12 protein-coding genes are annotated in these 14,778 nt (G+C 60.4%); 4 read left to right on the forward strand and 8 right to left on the reverse strand.

From position 1 onward, the window contains the following. Window positions 1-159: 159 nt before the first annotated feature. The 8 genes from ICI42_RS22710 to ICI42_RS22745 form a co-directional block, all read right to left on the reverse strand. Window positions 160-981: an ABC transporter permease gene (locus ICI42_RS22710; protein WP_188166893.1), complete on the reverse strand. Its 822-nt coding sequence runs from the start codon at window positions 979-981 to the stop codon at window positions 160-162. A gap of 20 nt (window positions 982-1,001) precedes the next feature. After that, the gene (locus tag ICI42_RS22715; RefSeq protein WP_210317475.1) at window positions 1,002-2,771 is read right to left on the reverse strand and encodes a thiamine pyrophosphate-binding protein; all 1,770 of its coding nucleotides are present in this window, start codon (window positions 2,769-2,771) and stop codon (window positions 1,002-1,004) included. Between the two features lie 10 nt (window positions 2,772-2,781). After that, window positions 2,782-4,215, reverse strand: a complete 1,434-nt coding sequence (locus ICI42_RS22720) for an NAD-dependent succinate-semialdehyde dehydrogenase (protein WP_188166894.1) — start codon at window positions 4,213-4,215, stop codon at window positions 2,782-2,784. Further along, entirely contained in the window at window positions 4,212-5,282 is a 1,071-nt protein-coding gene (locus ICI42_RS22725; protein WP_188166895.1) for an alpha-hydroxy acid oxidase, read from the reverse strand. The genes ICI42_RS22720 and ICI42_RS22725 overlap by 4 nt, the downstream gene beginning before the upstream one ends. Window positions 5,283-5,323: 41 nt before the next feature. Beyond that, window positions 5,324-6,712: an aspartate aminotransferase family protein gene (locus tag ICI42_RS22730; protein WP_188166896.1), complete on the reverse strand. Its 1,389-nt coding sequence runs from the start codon at window positions 6,710-6,712 to the stop codon at window positions 5,324-5,326. 50 nt (window positions 6,713-6,762) lie between these two features. Beyond that, window positions 6,763-7,854: a zinc-dependent alcohol dehydrogenase gene (locus ICI42_RS22735; protein ID WP_188166897.1), complete on the reverse strand. Its 1,092-nt coding sequence runs from the start codon at window positions 7,852-7,854 to the stop codon at window positions 6,763-6,765. Between the two features lie 110 nt (window positions 7,855-7,964). Then, window positions 7,965-8,735 (reverse strand): ABC transporter ATP-binding protein, encoded by a 771-nt coding sequence (locus ICI42_RS22740; protein WP_230980518.1) that lies wholly within the window; start codon window positions 8,733-8,735, stop codon window positions 7,965-7,967. A 156-nt stretch (window positions 8,736-8,891) separates the two neighbouring features. Continuing rightward, window positions 8,892-9,860, reverse strand: coding sequence for an ABC transporter substrate-binding protein (locus tag ICI42_RS22745; protein WP_188166899.1), 969 nt, complete (start codon window positions 9,858-9,860; stop codon window positions 8,892-8,894). Window positions 9,861-10,146: 286 nt separating this feature from the next. On the opposite strand from ICI42_RS22745, the gene ICI42_RS22750 reads away from it, so the two are divergent. The 4 genes from ICI42_RS22750 to ICI42_RS22765 are packed head-to-tail and all read left to right on the forward strand — an operon-like array spanning window position 10,147 to window position 14,496. Continuing rightward, window positions 10,147-11,916 carry a thiamine pyrophosphate-binding protein gene (locus ICI42_RS22750; protein WP_188166900.1) on the forward strand — a complete coding sequence of 590 codons (1,770 nt, stop codon included), beginning with the start codon at window positions 10,147-10,149 and terminating at the stop codon, window positions 11,914-11,916. After that, window positions 11,916-12,977, forward strand: a complete 1,062-nt coding sequence (locus tag ICI42_RS22755; RefSeq protein ID WP_188166901.1) for a C-terminal binding protein — start codon at window positions 11,916-11,918, stop codon at window positions 12,975-12,977. Before ICI42_RS22750 ends, ICI42_RS22755 begins: the two co-directional genes overlap by 1 nt. Continuing rightward, entirely contained in the window at window positions 12,974-14,206 is a 1,233-nt protein-coding gene (locus tag ICI42_RS22760) for an alpha-hydroxy acid oxidase (protein ID WP_188166902.1), read from the forward strand. Before ICI42_RS22755 ends, ICI42_RS22760 begins: the two co-directional genes overlap by 4 nt. Then, window positions 14,206-14,496, forward strand: a complete 291-nt coding sequence (locus ICI42_RS22765) for a YciI family protein (RefSeq protein ID WP_230980523.1) — start codon at window positions 14,206-14,208, stop codon at window positions 14,494-14,496. The genes ICI42_RS22760 and ICI42_RS22765 overlap by 1 nt, the downstream gene beginning before the upstream one ends. The last annotated feature ends 282 nt before the right edge of the window (window positions 14,497-14,778 follow it).

Raw genomic sequence — 14,778 nt, forward strand, 5'->3', positions numbered from 1 at the left:
AGCGCCTTCAGAACCGCGAGGGGTTGCGGAAGCACACCTTCGAACAGCAAGCCGGAAATGGAGAGCAGCTGCCAGGCAATCAGAAGAACCAGGATCGTGCAGATCTTGATGCGCCGAACGGGGGTCAGCCAATGAGTGTAGGCGGATGTCGAGTTCATATCACCGAACCATCTTCTCAAGGCGATTTACAATCAGGTTCAACGTGATGCTGACCAGAGCCACCGCGCATATCGCGGTGTAGGTTCCTGCGATATCGAAGCGGAAGTATCTGTCCGACACCATGCGGCCCAGACCGCCTGCGTCGACAAGAAATTCGATCGCGATGATATTGATCAGCGTGTAGATCAGGCCAAGCCGGATGCCCGAGAAGATTGTGGGGGTGCCACTAGGCAGGATGATCTTCCAGAAGATCGCAGAATTCGACAGGTGGAAGCTTCGGCCGACATTGATCAGCGTTTCGGGAACCGTCATGAAGGCGAGGCGCGCGTGAATGATGATCGGTATCACGCCGGCGGCAAAACCCATGAACACCAGCGTGTAGTTGTTGCGGCCGATGATGACCATGAAAAGCGGATAGAGGAGGAAGATGGGCGCAGCGAACAAGGCGGCGAGCCAACCTTCGTAGGCGGCTCCAAAGATTGGTTTCCGGTAGAGAAAATAGCCAGCCGGGATAGCGACCAGGATTTCCAGCACGAGCGCCGCAGCCACGAGTCCGAAAGTTAGGCGGCAGGCCCGCAGCAACTCGCCGCTGAATTCCGGCGAGAACAGACCGGCGATGGCGTCGCTGGGCAAAGCGATGACCGCTCTCGAGATGTAGTTGCTGGCCACGAGCCATTCGACGATCCCGAGTACCGCAATGACGACGGCAAGTCCGAAAAACACTGCCGGATCGGCAGCCTTCTTCATGAATCGCGAAAGAAACGGACTGGAGGCCCGGCGACGCGGCGCACGGTCTGCGCTCGTTTCAATGGCCTGCGACATCGTCCGTGCTCCTCATAGCTTCAATGGTGGTTAAGCCAGTCAAGGCTGGAGCCGTCGGACGGCTCAATCTCGATCTCGATCAAGTAGCAGCCACCCTTTTCGACTTCATCAAGCCCCCGCTCCAGTGCCGTCTGGATGTCGCCGGAATCCCGAACGACGGGTTCGGTTGCAAATCCGAGATCGCTGGCAAGACCCGCAATATTAATGGCGGGCTCATCGATGCGCTGGCCAATCCACTTATTTTCCGGCGGTCGACCGCGGGCAACGGCAACTGCTTCCTGCTGAACCTCATCGGTGTAATAGGAGCGGTTATTGGCAACCACGATAAGGACCGGGATGCGATAGTGGGCTGCGGTCCATAGTGCCGTTGCCCCACCGATGAACTCTCCATCGCCCATCAGTCCTACCGGGATTCGCCCTGACCCTTTCAACGCCAGCGCCGAACCGATCGTCATTCCCGGACCGGAGCCAACGCCGCCGCCGCCATCATATCCGAGGTAATCCATCGGGTCTTCGAAGGGATAGGCTCCAGCCGGCCAGTTCAGCGGAACGCGGGCAAGGCACAGCTTGCGGTCGGCACGGGCGGCGAGTAATGCCTGGCCAATGTCGAGAAGCGTCGGCTTGCGGCCCGCCACAATAGGACCTGGCTGCGGCGCGGACGCCGTGCGGTCCGTGGTTGCCGGCTTGGGAGGCATGTCGTGCTTTGACAAGGCGTGTAGAAGCGGCTCGAGCAGAACATCGGCTTCGCAGGCGATGCGTACGTCAATCGCCGCGAGGCGCTGGTGGTCGCCGGACCAGCCATTGTGGACCTGATAGTCCACGGACGCGTGGATAACGGTCGCGCGGCGACCGCTATCCGTGAAAGCCTGGCGCATGACGTCGGCAAGGTCATCCCACCCCAGGCTCAGGACCGCGTCGGCATCGGCAAGTATCCGACGGTTGCGTGGTGTCAGGAACAGATCCGGTGGCGCCCCATGCAGGGGATGAGTGGTCGGGAACGACGCGCCGAAACGCAAATCCGTTATCACCCTGGCGCCGAGCATTTCGGCAAGCGCCACCCGGGCATGCCACGCCGCTGGCGCATGCGAGGCTCGCCCGATAAGGATGACCGGCCGTTGCGCCTGCGCCAGCAGCGTGGCAGCCCGTTCCACCACCTCGGTCGCCGGCTTGGGAGGATGTGGCGGGGCGAAAAGGGAAATGTCGGGGATTTCGATGGGCTTTGAAAGAGCATCTTCCTGCAGGCGTCTGTCGAGCGCAACGTAGGAGGGTCCGCAAGGGGCCGTGCAGGCGTGCATGTACGCGCGAAGCATCGCATCGACCGTGGCCGTTGGCGATGTCGGCTGCTCATCCCACTTCACGAAATTACGGATGAGCGCGCCTTGATCGCGCGATGTGTGGAGCCAGTCGATCCAATTGCGGCGCACGGCCGTGTCGACAGCGCCGGTCGCGCCCAGGATCAGCATCGGCACCCGGTCGCACCAGGCATTGAAGATCGACATCATGCCCAGCATGAGCCCGACATTGCTGTGCAGGATCACGCCCATTGGCTTGCCCGCGACTTTGGCATAACCGTGTGCGATTGCGACCACACTCTCTTCATGCAGCGAGAGGATCAGCGAGGGTTCCTCGTTGCCGAGATAGTTTACCATACTGTCGTGAAGCCCCCGGAAGCTGGAGCCGGGATTGATGCAGACGTATTCAATGCCCAGGCGGCGCAGCAATTCTGCTGCGACGTCGCTGCCCCATTTCATCTGATCGTCCGCGGATTTCACCGCTATGTCACGTTCCATCCGGGCCTCCTCAGCCAAACGTTTCCAGAATGGTTTTGACATTCATGTGTTCGAGCACGCCCTCGATGCCGGCTTCGCGGCCAAGGCCGCTATCGCCCACGCCGCCGAAGGGCGCCTCGGGCGCGGTAACCGTCACTCCGTTCACGGCGACGACGCCGGCTTTTAGAGCCGACGACAGGTGTGCGGCGACTGTATGAGACTTGGTGAACGCATACGCAGCCAGGCCATACGGAAGCGCATTCGATTCGGCCACGACCGCATCGATGTCGTCGAACGCCGCAATCGGTGCGATTGGACCGAATGGTTCCAGCCGCATGACGTCGGCATCGGCCGGAACGCCCGAAAGAACAGTCGGCGCGAAGAACATTCCGCGGTTGCCGAGCCGCTGCCCGCCCGTCAAAACCGTTCCGCCCCGCGCTCCGGCGTCCGCCACGAAGCTTTCCATGGCCTCCAGCCGCCGTCTGTTGGCAACTGGACCCATCGTCGTGCCCGCGTCGGTTCCCGGACCGACGTTCAAAGACGCAGCTCCTGCAGTGAATTTTTCGACGAACCGGTCCATCACGGCGGACTGGACGAAGAATCTGGTCGGCGCGGTGCAGACCTGGCCGGCGTTTCGATACCGCGCCTTCCAGCAGAGATCGACGACCCGGTCGATGTCCGCATCCGCCATCACGATTGCCGGCGAATGGCCGCCGAGTTCCAGGGTCGCCTTCTTGAGCTGTCGGGCCGCGCGTTGTGCCACATGCTTGCCGACCGGCACTGAGCCGGTCAGGTTGACCATCTTGATGATCGGGCTGTCGATCAGATAGTCGGAAACCTGCGCGGGATCGCCGAACACAATATTCACGACATCCTTGGGCGCGCCAGCCTCCATGACAAGACGACCGAGCAGCACCGCCGTGCCAGGCGTTTCCTCTGACGGTTTCAGAATGACGGAACAGCCAGCGGCGAGGGCGTGTGCAATCTTGCGCGCCGCCATCATGCACGGGAAATTCCACGGGGAGAACGCGGCGACCGGGCCGACCGGCTCATGTGTCACCAGAATACGCGTATTCTCGAAACGAGACGGCACCAACCTGCCGTAGATGCGACGGCTTTCTTCTGCGAGCCACTCGGTCAGCTCTGCCGTCGCCGCGACTTCGTTGCGCGCCTCCGCCAGCGGCTTCCCTTGCTCTGCCGTAATCACCGCGGCAATCTGCTCGGTGTTCTGGCGTAGCAGGCCAGCGAATTTTCGCAGCACTTTCGAGCGCTCGGGCGGAAGAACGGCCCGCCATATCTGGAAGCCGCGTTCGGCCGATTCCAGCGCGCGATCCAGATCAGCGATGGCGGCGAGAGGCAATCGGGCAACCTCCTCTTCCGTCGCCGGATTGATGACCGCAAGCGTGTCGTCGCCAGATCCGCGCGTCCATTCTCCAGCGATGAGATGTTCCAGAGGCGGGATCACGTCAGGCGCTCCTTCAGGTGATAGAAGGTGCTCAACTCATGCGTGGGACCGACGACTTCCGTCTTGCGGATGTAGTCGGGGGTAAGCTGAGAGAAGTTGTTGACGCCGAGCAGTCCCAGGGCATTGATGATCTCGCGCTCGATGAGTTCAAGACAGCGAACCAGACCGTCCTCGCCGCCGGCCGCCAGTGCCCAACCCTGCAACCGGCCAATGGCAACCGACGACGCACCAAGCGCGGTGGCCTTGATCACGTCAGTTCCCCTGAGAAAACCACCATCGACGATGAGTTCGGCGCGGCCTTTGACCACCGGCGCAATCTCGGCGAGCGTATCGAGAGCTCCCAGACAATGGTCGAGCTGCCGGCCGCCGTGGTTCGATATGTAAAGTGTATCGACCCCACGCTCCACCGCCATAAGCGCATCTGCCACTGAGCCGACACCCTTCAGCATGAAGCTGCCCTGCCAAAGATCTCGGATATAATCCATCAACTCCCAAGTGATAGCGGATTGCAGATGCCGGCCCGTCTGCGCCTGGACACTGGGGGGAAGCCAACGGTTCATCAACTGCCGTTCGCGAATGCCGTAGTAGGCGGAGTCGACCGTCAGGGCGAGGGAGGTGTACCCTGCGGATTTGGCGCGCCCGAGGATGGCCTTGATCCAGTCCCGGTCTCCCCGGACATAAAGCTGGAACACTTTCGGGCCTTCGGCCGCGCCGGCAATGTCTTCAAGGGACGGCTCCGTAATGGAGCTTATGATCGGCATGGTTCCGAAGCGAGACGCCGCCTTGGCCGAGCTCGCTCCACCTCCAGCATAGATTGCCTGCAACGAGCCGATAGGAGCGAGCAGCACAGGAATGCGAACCTTCTGGCCGAGGACAGTTCCGGAAGGATCGATCGACGACATGTCCCTCAACACGCGTGGGATGAAGGCGTAGCTGTCAATCGAATGACGATTGCGGCGCATCGTCATCTCGGCTTCGGCGCCGCCGGTCAGATAATCCCAAACGTCCTGCGTCAGGCTACGCCTGGCGACAGTGACGATCTCTTGATTGCAGGTGAATTCGCTCACGTTCGCCTCGGGCTTTGATGGCACATGTTTGATCAGTGAACCTATTCTGCCTCGACTTCGGCGACCGCATTAGCGAAAGCCTTGATGCCGGCGCGAAGATGCGCGCGCGTCGTGGTCAGCGGCGGCATCAGGCGTATGGTCGAGCCGTAGCGTCCGCAGGACATGATCCGGACGCCCTGGCTTTCGCATTTCTGCAGGATGGCGCCGACGCGTTTGGCATCGAGCGGCGTTCGTTTGTCCTTGTCCGAAACCAACTCTATGCCAATGAAGAGGCCGCGTCCGCGCACCTCATCGATAAAGTGACTGTTGGCCGCGATCTCACGAAGTTCCGCCTTGAGTTCCTCGCCTACCACGGCCGCACGACCGATGAGGTCGTCATCCGGATCGGTGAGGATATCCAGATTGGCCATCGCCACAACGTTCGCGAGTGCGTTTTCGGCGCCTGTCAGCACCTGTGATCCCAAGGGAAGCTTGTCGCGGAACCGCTCGTGGATGGTGACACCCGACAACGGCAGGTCGCCGCCGATCGCCTTGGCCCACGTCATCATGTCGGGCACGATACCATAATGCTCATGCGCCCACATCTTGCCGGTTCTGCCGCCACCGGCCTGCACCTCGTCGATGATCAGGATGATGCCCTTGGCGGTACAGACCTCGCGCAGCGTCTGGAGGAATTCCGGCGGCGGGTCGATGTACCCGCCATCAGCCTGCATCGACTCCACGATGACGGCGGCGACGTCGTCCGCGCCCGTGTTCGGCGTGGTCAACTTGTACCGCGCATATTTGGAGCACAGCGACCCGCACTCTGGGTGCTTGAGATCCGCAAAGCAGCGATAGCAATACGGATAGGGCAGGTGCATCGTACCCGGCATGAGCGGACCGAATTGAGCCCGGAAATTTTCTCGCGTGGTTACCGCAAGAGAGCCGTGGAATACGCCATGATAAGCTCCTTCAAAGGCTACGATTTGATTACGTCCGGTTATAGCCTTGGCGAATTTGATCGCTGTCTCGATGGCCCCGGAACCGCTCATGCCGAACCAGGTGAAGCTCTCGTCTTTAAGCCCGGCCGGCATCGTCGCATTGAGCTTCTCAGCCAGCGCGACTGTCGTTTCGCTGACCAGTCCCGCCGAGTGCATGAGCTTTTCGCACTGCTCGCGGATGGCGGCGACGACCTTCGGATGGTTGCGGCCTACGCTGGACACGGCGACGCCGGCCGACATGTCGAGGAAGACGTTTCCGTCCGGATCCGTAAAGCCAGCCCCCATGGCGCTATCGATCACCAGACGTCCGCGCACCGATGGCCGGGTAGGGGATTGCGCTTTGTGGGCACGGTCGATCACCGCAGCCGATGCCGGACCGGGCATCGAGTTCGTTAAAACCATGGGCATTGATGGGTAGGAGAGGGCAGCAAGATGCTCTTCGGAAATCATGGCGGAAACTCAGCCTCCCAGGGTTGCGGTCACAGTGCGGACCGCCGCGACTACTGCCAGACCACAACCTGTGGCGGATTGATGATGCCGTGCCTCGCCTTGTTGGCGAGCATGTCAAAAGCCTCCGGCACCTTTTCAATACCATGCAGCTTGTGGAGAATTGTCGGCTCGATCTTGACCCTGCCGGAAGCGACGAGATCGATCGAATACTGGATCATACGCGCGGAAGGAGCCCGACGGCCGAAGACGCGCAACCCCTTCTTCTCGATCAGCCCGTAAATGATTTGGGCGCCTGTCGGCAGGTGACCGACTTCCATGATGCGGCCTTCATTGCGCAACATCTGCAGCCCCTGCTGGAACGCCGACGTGCCGGCGTGGCCCTGTTCGTTGCTGCCGCCGGCACAATCGACGACCACATCACATCCGAGCCCGTTCGTGGCCTGCATGACCGCATCGACCGGATCGCTGTTCGTCACATTGACGGTGACGTCTGCGCCCAGCGAGCGGGCGAGTGAGAGGACCTCGTCGCGCCGGGCAATGGCTATCACCTTGCCGGCGCCAGCAACGCGGGCGACTTGCAACGTGTCGAGGCCCATCGGCCCGAGACCGATCACCGCGACGGTGTCGCCCATCGAGATGCCGAGCCCTTCCAGGGACGAAACCATCGAAACCAAAGGCTGAAGCGACGCGCACTCGAAGTCGCTCACTTCCTTCGGCACACGCGCAACCACATGGGCGGGTACCGGAAAATATTCGGCAAGGCAGCCGGGAGTGTCTTCACCGACAAAGGTCGAGGATCGGCAATATTGAGATTGGCCGGCTTTGCAATACCTGCATGTACCGCATTGGGCGCCGCGGTGGTAGAACACCCTGTCGCCGACGCTCAGGTTTTCCACGCCAGCGCCGATCTCCACCACCTCGGCGCAAAATTCATGTCCGAACAGCGGCAACGGCCGCTGCTTATTCCACATTTCCTTATAGACCTCGTGGCTGGAAACAGGCAGGCCGCGAAATTCCGCCACCTCTGTTATCGACAGCTGAAGCACTCGTGTGCGGCAGACCACCCACCCCGGCCGAGCCTTTGGCATAGGCGCATCTTCCAAGCGCATGTCGTTGAAATCATAAGATAACCAGGACTTCATAATCAAACTCCCGCAATAGCGTCATGATAGGCAGCATGAACGAAATATGTCAAATAGAAAGCTACGTTATTAATATAAATAAGCAACTTTCGCCGCTCGGTCGCCCCGAGCTACATGCCGCGGCTGGCTTCAACTCGAAGGTCGGCCCAGATTTCGCCGACAACCCGGCTGAATTCTCCGCTGCCGATCATTTCCGAGGTGCGAGGGCGAGGAAGATTGACTTCGACAACCCGTTTGATGGTTCCGGGCCGATAGGTCATGATAATGACCCGGTCGCTGAGCTGCACCGCCTCGGTTATGTTGTGCGTTATCAGGAGTGTCGTCTGCTTTAGCGATTGCTGAATCTGAAGCACTTTGTCGCCGAGCAGCATCCGTGTTTGCTCGTCAAGCGCCGCAAAGGGCTCGTCCATCAGCAGGATCTTGGGATTTGCCGCCAGGGTTCGGGCAATCGCGGTGCGTTGCCGCATGCCGCCGGACATTTCCGAAGGGTAATGGTCCTCAAAGCCTGAAAGGCCAACGAGGTTCATTAACTCTCTCGCCCGCTCATGCCGTTCTTTCTTCGGCACCCCCGCCGCCTCGAGCGGGAAGGCGACATTGTCCACGGCAGTTCGCCATGGAAACGTCGATTCCTGCTGAAAAACGCTGCCGATGGAACGACGAATGTCGGGACCAGACTTCCCGTCGACGAGAACCTCTCCGGTATAACGGGTAAAGAAGCCGCCGATGATGCTGAAAAGCGTCGACTTGCCGCAACCGCTTGGTCCGATGATTGAAATGAACTCGCCGGGACGGATATCGAATGAAAAGTCCTGCACCGCCCATAGGGTCGCGTCTCCGGTGCCGAAGGATTTTCCGACCCCGCGCAGGGCCAGCGCCGGCATGTCGGTCGTTGTGGCGCCTGCGACGGGGGGGACAACAGTTAGTGTCATTTTTCAAAACCCATCAATTTTGACGGAGCGCGGAACTGGTCGGTGCGATCCATATGTCTGGGACAGGCATGCCAGGACGATCGCGGCATGCCTGGAGTGGTTCGAACACTACTTGGCTGGCGTTGTGTATAAGATCTGCATCAATTTCTTGAGCTCGTCTTCTGTTGGCTCCGCCTTGATGAAGCCTCCGGCAACCGCCTGCTTCAAACCCTTGTCCAGTTCTTGAACCGGCCCGAAGGCAAGGGTTGCGCGATCGTAGAACTCCATACCTCTCTTCGCAATGGCCGGATCGACCTTGTTCAACTTGGCGTAGAACTCAAGCGACTGATCCGGGTTAGCATAAGCCCAATCAATGCATTTATCCAACGTTTCTAGGAACTTGGTCGCCACATCGCGCCGATTGGTGACGAAGTCGTCGCTACCGATGATAAGGCGCTGCGTCATGCTCCGCTGGGACTCAACGTCGTTGCCGGAGAAGATGACGCGGATCTTGCCTTCCTCGGCTTCTTTCAGCATCGTCGGCGGAACGGCGTATCCTACGTCAATCTGGCCGGTCATGGCCATGGTATACGTGGCGTCCATACCGCCGCCAATCACAAGATTTAGATCGATCTTGCGATCAGCTTCGAGGGCGAGAAGGATGGCCTCGCTGGCGCCGCCGGGGCGAGAATAGGCGACCGACTTGCCAGCAAGGTCGTCCATGCTTTTGATCGGGCTGTCAGCCTTCACGTAGAAAAACGAATCATTTTGCCCGCGGAATTCCGAGCTGATTATCTTGATCGCAGCGCCCTGAGTTGCTGCAGCCAGAACGGAGTTGATGCCCGGCGAATAGCCCACATCCATGCCCCCGGCCACCACGGCCTGGACATTCTCGGAACCGCCACGCGTTGAGGTCACCTCCACGTCAAGGCCGGCTTTCGCAAACTCGCCACGCTCGGCGCAAAGCGACGGCTGCGAAGTGTCCCAAAGTCCGAGGAAGGTCGTCGCGACCTTCACCTTCTCCAAGCTCTGGGCCGACGCAGGCTGGGCGACGGCCACCAAAGTTGCAGTCATGAGATATTGAAGCTTTGTACGCATGTTCGTTCCCCATTCTTGATTTGTGAGAGCTGTCGGTCGCTCCGGCTTTGGCGCGCCTGCTCAGGCGCTCCAGAAGGCTACAATATATAGATATGTCTCGTATGCAATATCTGATTGACACAGGATGACACTCACTGTCGATTGGCTCCGGTATCCCAGAAAGCCGCTAAGCATATCCCTGTCGGCAACCTCGCCCACGCAGGAAACTGTGGATAGGCGCTTGATGTTAAGTACGAAATTAAGCTACAACTGGCATATAAAGCAAAATTGGGTGGGAGCGCGCGCGATGAGCACACTGGAGAATCCTTCGAGCCAGATTGTCCGGACCGAATCACCGACGCAATCGGAGCTCGGAAGCCGCTGGGGAAGCGATCACATTTCGGATCTGCTGCGCGGCTTCGACATTCCTTTCATCTGCCTCAACCCCGGCTCAAGCTTCCGCGGGCTCCACGACAGCATCGTCAACGGTCTCGGAAACGTATCGCCGCAGATGCTCGTGTGCCTGCATGAAGAGCATGCCGTAGCCATAGCGCACGGCTATGCGCGGGTGACGGGCAAGCCGTTGGCTGTGGCGCTTCATGCGAATGTCGGGCTCATGCACGCCACCATGGCCATCTTCAACGCCTGGTGCGACCGCGTTCCCATGCTGATCCTGGGGGGCACCGGACCTGTCGACGCGGCTCGCAGGCGGCCATACATCGACTGGATTCATAGCACCCGCGACCAGGCATCCATGGTTCGCAGCTATGTGAAGTGGGATGACCAGCCAGGGTCGCTCAGCGCCGCCGAGGAGTCGCTCCTGCGCGGCATGCAGATGAGCATGACGGCGCCGCAGGGTCCGGTCTACATCAATCTGGATTCCGACATTCAAGAGGCGGAGCTTTCGCAAGATCGTCCACTGCCGCAGTTCTCTCGCTTCGCACCCTTTGCCGACGCGCGTCCATCCGACGATGTTCTCGCTACCGCTGCCGATCTGCTGAAAAACGCGCGCAAACCTGCCATCCTGATGGGTCGCTTGACCCGCGACAAGGCGGATTGGGACCGGCGCGTGCTGCTGGCCGAACAATTGGGTGCGACGGTCGCAACCGATCTCAAGGTCGGCGCCGCTTTCCCGACAGCACACGCTCTGCATGCTGGGCCGCCCGGAATGTCGCTTTCCCCGAATGCTCTGGCCGAACTCCGCGAGGCAGACGTGATCCTGTCGCTCGACTGGGTCGACCTTGCCGGCGCCCTTACCACGCTTTGGCCGAAGCAGACTTGCCCCGCCAAGGTGATACACGTCTCGCTGGACCATCATCTGCACAACGGCTCTAATTTCGAGTATATGGCTCTGCCGGAAGTGGATCTGCACATACAATCCACACCCGATGCCTTTGTCCGTTGCCTCTCGGCGACGCTTAACGCTCCGACAGCGAGGTCTGCGACCCCCCAGCGCGAAAAAGGGCCGGCTGCCCCGACCGGCGACGAACTTACCCTTTCGGATATCGCGCAGGCCCTTGAGGCTGCCGCCGAGGGTCAGCCGATCTCGCTTACACGCGTTCCACTGGGGTGGGACGGTGGCCTGACCGATTTCAACCATCCTCTCGATCAACTTGGTCATTCCGGCGGTGGCGGTGTCGGTTCAGGACCCGGCATGGCAGTGGGGGCCGCACTGGCGCTGATGGGAACCGAACATCTGCCGGTTGCGATCCTCGGTGACGGAGATACGCTGATGGGTGTCACGGCAATCTGGACAGCAACCCACTACAACATTCCGATGCTGGTTATCGTCGCTAACAACCGTTCCTATTTCAATGACGAGTTACACCAGGAACGGGTCGCGAGGCGGCGTGACAGACCTGTGGAAAACAAGTGGATCGGTCAGCGCATCGACGATCCGGCGCCCGATATTGCGATGATGGCGCGGGCTCAAGGCGCTGTCGGCATTGGCCCGATCCGGGACATCGATGCGTTGCGCGCTGCGGTCAAGGATGCTGTGGCTGCGATACGCGATGGCAAGGTGGCGGTCGTCGACGTACACATTGCCGCCGGCTATGCCGCGGCGGGCGCATCCTGATGACGGCCTCTGAGAGCGTCCCGCTCGTTCTGATTCCCGATACCTATGCCGAGACGCTGGAGGTGGAACGGCGCGTCCTCGGCGACAGCGTCCGATTCGAAGTCTACAACGCCGAAAGCGCCGAGGAGATTCCTGAACGCTGTTGGCGCCAGGCCGATACGGTGCTGCTCTGGCATCGGATCAGGATGACGGACGACGTCATTGCAAAACTCAATCGATGCAAACTCATCGTTCGCGTCGGCGTCGGCTACGACAATGTCGACCTGGCGGCATGCTCGGCGCGTGGCATCGTGGTTTCCAACGTTCCGAATTACGGCACGACTGAGATTGCCGACCATGCACTTGCCCTTTTGCTTTCTCTGGTTCGAGGCTTGCCCTCCTATGACGAGAGGCTGCGCCATGACATGGCGGGCAGCTATTTCGCCGAAGGCGTTTCCGTCGTACGGCGGCTGAAGGGATCGGTGTTTGGCGCTGTCGGACTCGGCCGGATCGGGACTGCGGTGGCGCGTCGAGCCGCCGCCTTCGACATGAAGGTGCTGTTCTACGATCCCTTCTTGCCCGAAGGGCACGAACTCGGCGTGGGATTCGACCGTACACATGATCTCGACCAGTTGCTCGAGCGCGCCGACATAGTCAGTCTCCATACGCCGCTGAACGACCAGACCCGTGCAATGGTCAACGCCGGCTGGTTGGCTGGCATGAAACCGGGCGCGCTCCTGATCAACGTCGCACGCGGCAAGCTTGTCGACCTGGATGCGATCGAGGTTGCCCTGCGCAGTGGTCAACTGGGTGCCGTCGGTCTGGACGTACTGCCGCAGGAACCGCCGGACCCCCGGCATCCGCTGCTGGAAGCCTGGCTGGAGCGCGAAGCCTGGCTGCAAGGCCGTCTGGCGTTGACGCCCCATGCCGCATTCTTCTCCGACGCGGCTTATCTTGACATGCGCACCTTCGCCGCAGAGATCGTTCGCGACTTTCTATTTTCGGGAAAAGTTCGCAACAATGTGAATCCCGACTGGCGACGTCCTTCCAGTTCTGGGCCGGACATTCCGGCGCTCACATGACGGACACGGGGCGCACCAATATCCTGACAGGAATCCCCGACCAGGTCGTTGTTGCGGCGCGGCCGCCCTCCAGGGCCGATCCCAGACTCGCGCGCCGATTTCTGAACCTCGACGATTTCCAGGGAGCGGCGAAGCGTCGGTTGCCCCGCCAGATCTACGGCTACTACGCCGGTGCGGCGGAAACGGAACAGTCGCTGCGTGACAATCGCGGAAGCTTCCAGGAACTGGCGCTGATACCGCGCGTGCTCGCCGATGTGTCCCGCCGCACCACAGCGAAATCTCTGTTTGGTAGGGACTACCGGCTGCCGATCGGCATCGCGCCGATGGGGTTGAGCGGCTTGTCCACCTATCAAGGGGATCTGGTTCTCGCACAGTCGGCACTTGCCGAAAATATCCCGATGATCGTCAGCGCAACCTCGATCATGCCGCTGGAAAGGCTGGCGAGGGAAGGGGGCGCAGACTGGTTTCAGGCCTATCTGCCCGGGGAACCGGAGCGGATAGACGCCATGGTAGACCGTGTCGCGCTTGCCGGTTTTTCGACGTTGGTGTTGACCGCGGACGTGCCAGTTCCGGCAAACCGGGAAAATAATGAGCGCACCGGCTTCAGTATCCCGCTTCGGCCGAGCTTGCGGCTCTTCGTCGATGGCCTGATGCGTCCGAGCTGGTCGGTCGGAACATTCTTGCGCACGCTTTCGGATGCCGCGCCGCGCTTCGAAAACATGGATGCCTTCAGAGGCCCTCCGGTGTTTTCACGCAACCTCGTGCGCCAGATCGGCGCCCGAGACCAATTAAGCTGGAGCCATGCGGCGCGGATTCGTGACCGATGGCAGGGCAAATTGGTGGTGAAGGGACTGCTCTCGGCAGCCGATGCGGCCAAAGCGCGGGAGATCGGCGCCGACGGCATCATTGTTTCCAACCACGGCGGACGTCAGTTGGACGGCGCCATCGCGCCTCTGCGGGTCCTGCCGGAGATCGTCAAGGAATCCGGCTCCATGCAAGTCATGATCGACGGTGGCGTCAGACGCGGGACCGACGTGCTGAAGGCCCTGGCTGCGGGAGCGGATTTCGTCTTCATCGGCAGGCCATTCCTGATGTCCGCGGTCTTCGGAAAGAGCGCCGTGCGGCACGCCATTTCTATTATGGCCGAAGAGATCGGGCGCGACATGGCGCTGCTCGGCATCAATAGCCTTGACCAACTGGATGCCTCATTCATCAGGAAGATAAAGTGATGCTGTTTGCTGCTACGCTGCGGGCAAAGCCTGGGATAACGGAGATCCGCGCCCGCATGAGGCCGGCGCATGATGCATATTGGGAGCCGCTGATGGATCGCATCTGGTTGGCTGGCCCACTTCTTTCCGACGACGGTGAGAGGATTGGGCAGATCATGATCGTCAATGCAGAAAATCAGCACGACGCCCACGCGCTGGTGAGCAATGACCCATTCGCTGTTCATGGCTGTTTCGAACCGTTCGCCATGACGGCTTTCCGCCCATCGATCCGGGACGGAATGCCGGCCTGAGAAGCGCCGGCTAGCTGGCGCCGATGCCCCAGGGGGAGCCCGAACGAGCCAGACAAGACCTCGATCGTGAGCAAGCCGCAGCCTCTCCATCAAGTGCGGCGAGGGACTAATGGCAGCTTGACAGCTTCAACATTTATATACTTAATGTATCTAAGATAAGAAGCAGGAGGCCATTGCGACATGGTCCATATCAGGCAGGAGATATCCATGACCGCCGAACTCCGTATGGTTGAGACTGCATCCCCATTGCGGACTGGTTCTGAGTTTTTGTCTGATCTTCGG

Source organism: Oryzicola mucosus (assembly GCF_014534685.1).
Lineage (GTDB): Bacteria > Pseudomonadota > Alphaproteobacteria > Rhizobiales > Rhizobiaceae > Oryzicola > Oryzicola mucosus.

Excerpts from the sequence above, each read along its gene's own strand:
- ICI42_RS22745 (WP_188166899.1), bottom strand. The coding sequence starts at position 9,860 with ATGCGTACAAAGCTTCAATATCTCATGACTGCAACTTTGGTGGCCGTC.
- ICI42_RS22755 (WP_188166901.1), top strand. The coding sequence starts at position 11,916 with ATGACGGCCTCTGAGAGCGTCCCGCTCGTTCTGATTCCCGATACCTAT.
- ICI42_RS22735 (WP_188166897.1), bottom strand. The coding sequence starts at position 7,854 with ATGAAGTCCTGGTTATCTTATGATTTCAACGACATGCGCTTGGAAGAT.
- ICI42_RS22750 (WP_188166900.1), top strand. The coding sequence starts at position 10,147 with ATGAGCACACTGGAGAATCCTTCGAGCCAGATTGTCCGGACCGAATCA.
- ICI42_RS22730 (WP_188166896.1), bottom strand. The coding sequence starts at position 6,712 with ATGATTTCCGAAGAGCATCTTGCTGCCCTCTCCTACCCATCAATGCCC.
- ICI42_RS22740 (WP_230980518.1), bottom strand. The coding sequence starts at position 8,735 with ATGCCGGCGCTGGCCCTGCGCGGGGTCGGAAAATCCTTCGGCACCGGA.
- ICI42_RS22715 (WP_210317475.1), bottom strand. The coding sequence starts at position 2,771 with ATGGAACGTGACATAGCGGTGAAATCCGCGGACGATCAGATGAAATGG.
- ICI42_RS22760 (WP_188166902.1), top strand. The coding sequence starts at position 12,974 with ATGACGGACACGGGGCGCACCAATATCCTGACAGGAATCCCCGACCAG.
- ICI42_RS22765 (WP_230980523.1), top strand. The coding sequence starts at position 14,206 with ATGCTGTTTGCTGCTACGCTGCGGGCAAAGCCTGGGATAACGGAGATC.
- ICI42_RS22710 (WP_188166893.1), bottom strand. The coding sequence starts at position 981 with ATGTCGCAGGCCATTGAAACGAGCGCAGACCGTGCGCCGCGTCGCCGG.